Origin of the sequence: Photobacterium sp. OFAV2-7, assembly GCF_022347985.1 — a bacterium.
In the GTDB taxonomy this organism is placed as follows: Bacteria; Pseudomonadota; Gammaproteobacteria; order Enterobacterales; family Vibrionaceae; genus Photobacterium.
Genome location: NZ_JAKRFQ010000466.1, coordinates 1 through 3,964, shown reverse-complemented (window position 1 = coordinate 3,964; position 3,964 = coordinate 1). Strand labels below are relative to the sequence as shown.

Sequence of the window (3,964 nt, the reverse complement as noted above, 5' to 3'; positions counted from 1 at the left end):
CGTGCCCTGTCATATCTAACCAGAGCTAGGGACCAGCTATACAGCCTCTGCGGCAAGGAGGTCGATTTCGCGATTGACCTCCGATAACACATTTAGCGCTTTTAAATCTTGTTTTTTGGGTGGCAGCAAACGGCCGCAATCAAATTCGAAACCGCCGACTCCCATAATAAACACACGCCCACGAAAATAGCTCTTTACGTAGCGGGCAACCTGATTTGGACGATAGTGTTTGAAAACTCTAAGCATATATCCCTCGCAACACCGATACAGCTGTAGACCCCGCCATATCAATAATGTTTCAACCTTCCGTCGAAAAAAGAAAGCAATTTACTTGCCATGCTTGACAACCTATCCCTAAAAGTCAACTCAAGCCAAGTATTCAATGTAGAACAAAAAAATCATAATTGCTTATAAGATCAGCGACAAAGATTCCCAAAAAACATCCCCAAGCCGAGAAGGAATAGAATAATTAGTGATTCAGATCGACTATTTTCAACTGGTTTTACCTGTTATCTCTGACTGTTCTAAGATAATGGAGCGTCTAACAATAAATGGAATAAATACAATGAATAAGAAGCCAATGATTGCTTTACTTGCTGCATTATTACCAGGCCTTGCAGCGGCTCATACTATTCAGGTTGGTGAAATGCTCCCTTCGGCGGCCGTGTCTGACAAAGGTGAGATCACCTTGCAAGGTGATGATATCGTCTACCAAAACTGGAATAGTTCACAGTTGCCAGGCAAAGTCAGGGTGATTCAGGCAATCGCTGGCCGCAGCTCTGCAAAAGAGATGAATGCGGAACTCATGCAGGCAATCACAGCAGCAGGTTTGCCGGCAGAAGAATACCAGACAACAACAATCATCAACCAGGATGATGCCATTTGGGGAACAGGTAGTTTTGTTGCCTCGTCGGCAGAAGACAGCAAGCGAGATTTTTCGTGGTCGTCCATGGTACTTGATGCCGAAGGCGGGGTACATGCTACTTGGGAGCTTCAAGAAGAAAGCTCTGCAATTATTGTCCTGGACAAAGAAAGCAAAGTGTTATTTGTCAAAGAAGGAAAACTCAGCCCTTCAGAGATAGAACAAGCACTTAGCTTAGTTAAAGCCAATCTGTAACGCGTTCAATTAATCTTCCTAGATGGCAACAAAGCCATGACCAACAACAAAAAGTAATGTTATATTATTACAATCCTGTTTTGGTGATGGCTTTTCTGATTCTAACGTGTTCCATTTCAACTCTCGGTGGTTACACCTATGCACAATTCTCTGCATCGGCCTAATCTGTGTAATTGGGCCGCTAAAGGTATTGCATGAATTAGAAGTCGAGAGCAGCCATCATCATGTGCAGGAATGTAGCATCTGCCATCTGGTACATGTTACAACGCCAATCATTGAACTCGATGCCCTACCCGCACAGTCACCGGCACAGCATAGCCGCCAAAGCAACGTTCTAACAGGCTATCGTCTTCCCACGCAACCCTTGGCAAGATCTCCTCCGGTAACAGCCTAAAACGAATGTATGTATCTTTATTTACCATTATTTTTAGACAGGAGTTATCATGCCTTTTCCTTACCGTCTTTCATCGTGTGCACTAATGCTCAGCACACTGACAATGGCTACCACTGCATCAGCAGAAGAGGCTTTTCGCCAGCACGACGCCCATGTACACGGCGTCGTTGAATTCAATATTGCCCAAGACGGCAAAGATTTACTGATGGAGATCACGGCCCCGGGCGCGGATATTGTTGGCTTTGAACATGCTCCGACCAACAAGCAACAACAACAGCAACTAGAAAGCGCAATTGCAAAACTTAACAACGCCGGAAAACTCTTTGCTTTCTCCTCGGCGTCAAACTGCCAGCTAACCGATGCCCATGTCACTGAAACATTAACAGCTAATGATGACCATGACAGTCATGCTGGACATGATCACGACGAACATAACCATGACAGCCACGCGGAACATGATCACGACGAACATGATCATGACAGCCACGCGAAACATGACCACGACGAACATGACCATGACAGCCATGCGGGACATGATCACGACGAGCATGACCATGACAGCCATGCGGGACATGATCATGACGAGCATGATCATGACAGCCATGCGGGACATGATCACGACGAGCATGACCATGACAGCCATAATGGACACGGTGAGTTCTCTGCTCAGTATGTGTTCCGATGCAGTAACATCGAACAGCTAACCTCTCTGCAGGTTAACTGGTTCAGCCACTTCCCGACCACGGAAAAAATCACTGTCCAGGCAATTACAGATACCAACCAAAGTGCTTCGCAGCTAACGCCAACCAGTACAGTATTCAAATTCTAAGCTTTGGCTTATAGCGAGAATCCATTAACGATGGGGGGCTTCCCCCCATTACAGGGACAACTATGAACGTTATAGAACTCAACGACATAACATTTCGCTGGCCAAAACAGACGGAGGATCTCCTCGACATTCCATCCCTAACGATAAAAAAAGGCGAAAAAGTCTTTCTGAAAGGTCCGAGCGGGAGTGGCAAGTCCAGCTTGTTAAGTCTACTGGCAGGCATTTCACAGCCAACATCAGGCGAAATCCAGCTGTTGCAACAACCCTTCAGCCAACAAAAACCGACACACAGAGATCAATTCAGAGCCAATCACATTGGCTATATTTTCCAGATGTTCAATCTGCTTCCCTATCTCTCGGTGATCGATAACGTCCTGCTACCGTGCCGTTTCTCCCGGCTGCGAAAAAATAGGCTATCAAGCGCTATGGACTTAGAGGCTAAACGGCTATTAACCCAATTACACCTGCCTCAAGAATATCTTGAGAAGCCAATAACCGAACTGAGTATCGGTCAACAGCAGCGGGTCGCAGCAGCAAGGGCGCTGATAGGTCAGCCGGAGCTATTAATCGCGGACGAACCAACATCAGCGCTCGATCATGACAACCGTGAGGCCTTCATCCAATTACTCATGGCAGAATGCGATAAAGCAGAAACAACCTTACTCTTTGTCAGCCATGATGAAACACTTGAATCCTTATTCGACCGTAGCATTGCACTCAACGAATTAAACCGAGCAGCAAGAGGGATCTGCTAATGGGCGCGATATTCCGACTGGCATGGCAAAGCCTGACTAACCGCAAAACGACAGCATTGCTTACCCTGCTGACCGTCGCCATTTCCGTCACCCTATTACTTGGTGTTGAAAGAGTACGTACTCAGGCTAAATCCAGCTTTGCCAATACGATTTCTGGAACAGATTTAATAGTTGGCTCCCGTTCGGGCCAGGTAAACCTGCTGCTGTATTCCGTTTTCCGCATCGGTAACGCCACCAACAACATTGACTGGAAAAGCTATCAGGAAATTAGCCAACACCGCTCAGTGAAATGGTCAATACCCATCTCGCTTGGAGACTCACACCAGGGTTACCGAGTGATCGGTACCAATCATACCTACTTTACGCATTATCAGTATGGCCAAAAGCAACACCTTAGTTTCGCCGAAGGCCGGCAGTTTACTGGGCTATTCGAGACCGTTCTGGGTGCAGAGGTCGCGAAGAAGCTCAACTATCAGCTCGATGACGAAATCATCATCGCCCACGGTATCAGTGATAAATCTTTCAACCGTCATGATAACTTACCGTTCAAGGTGGTCGGCATACTGGAACCAACAGGTACGCCAGTCGACCGCAGTGTCCATGTCTCTTTAGGCGCGATTGAAGCAATTCATATCGGCTGGGAATCTGGAGCCAAGTTAGGGCATACACCGGATGCACAAACTCTGGCCAACTATCAGTTCGAGCCGAAACAGATTACCGCCTTCATGCTTGGTCTAAATTCCAAAATACAGACTTTTGCACTGCAGCGTTATATCAACACATATTCGAAAGAACCGCTGAGTGCCATTATGCCCGGCATCGCTCTGCACGAACTATGGGGAATGATGTCAATTGCCGAGCAGGCACTG

Annotated in this window: 5 protein-coding genes; 4 read left to right on the top strand and 1 reads right to left on the bottom strand. The window is 46.8% G+C overall.

Translation table 11 applies throughout. From position 1 onward, the window contains the following. Positions 1-36: 36 nt before the first annotated feature. Positions 37-246 carry a DUF1107 domain-containing protein gene (locus tag MHN01_RS19055; protein ID WP_075763599.1) on the bottom strand — a complete coding sequence of 70 codons (210 nt, stop codon included), beginning with the start codon at positions 244-246 and terminating at the stop codon, positions 37-39. A 319-nt stretch (positions 247-565) separates the two neighbouring features. Here MHN01_RS19055 and MHN01_RS19050 point away from each other — a divergent pair, with 319 nt between their 5' ends. The 4 genes from MHN01_RS19050 to MHN01_RS19035 all read left to right on the top strand — a co-directional run. Beyond that, positions 566-1,117, top strand: coding sequence for a YtfJ family protein (locus MHN01_RS19050; protein ID WP_239412795.1), 552 nt, complete (start codon positions 566-568; stop codon positions 1,115-1,117). A gap of 443 nt (positions 1,118-1,560) precedes the next feature. Next, positions 1,561-2,340, top strand: coding sequence for a DUF2796 domain-containing protein (locus tag MHN01_RS19045; protein ID WP_239412794.1), 780 nt, complete (start codon positions 1,561-1,563; stop codon positions 2,338-2,340). A 62-nt stretch (positions 2,341-2,402) separates the two neighbouring features. Then, positions 2,403-3,095, top strand: a complete 693-nt coding sequence (locus MHN01_RS19040) for an ATP-binding cassette domain-containing protein (RefSeq protein WP_239412793.1) — start codon at positions 2,403-2,405, stop codon at positions 3,093-3,095. Continuing rightward, the coding region (locus MHN01_RS19035) for an ABC transporter permease (protein ID WP_239412792.1) at positions 3,095-3,964 on the top strand (870 nt) is incomplete at its 3' end. The genes MHN01_RS19040 and MHN01_RS19035, both read left to right, overlap by 1 nt.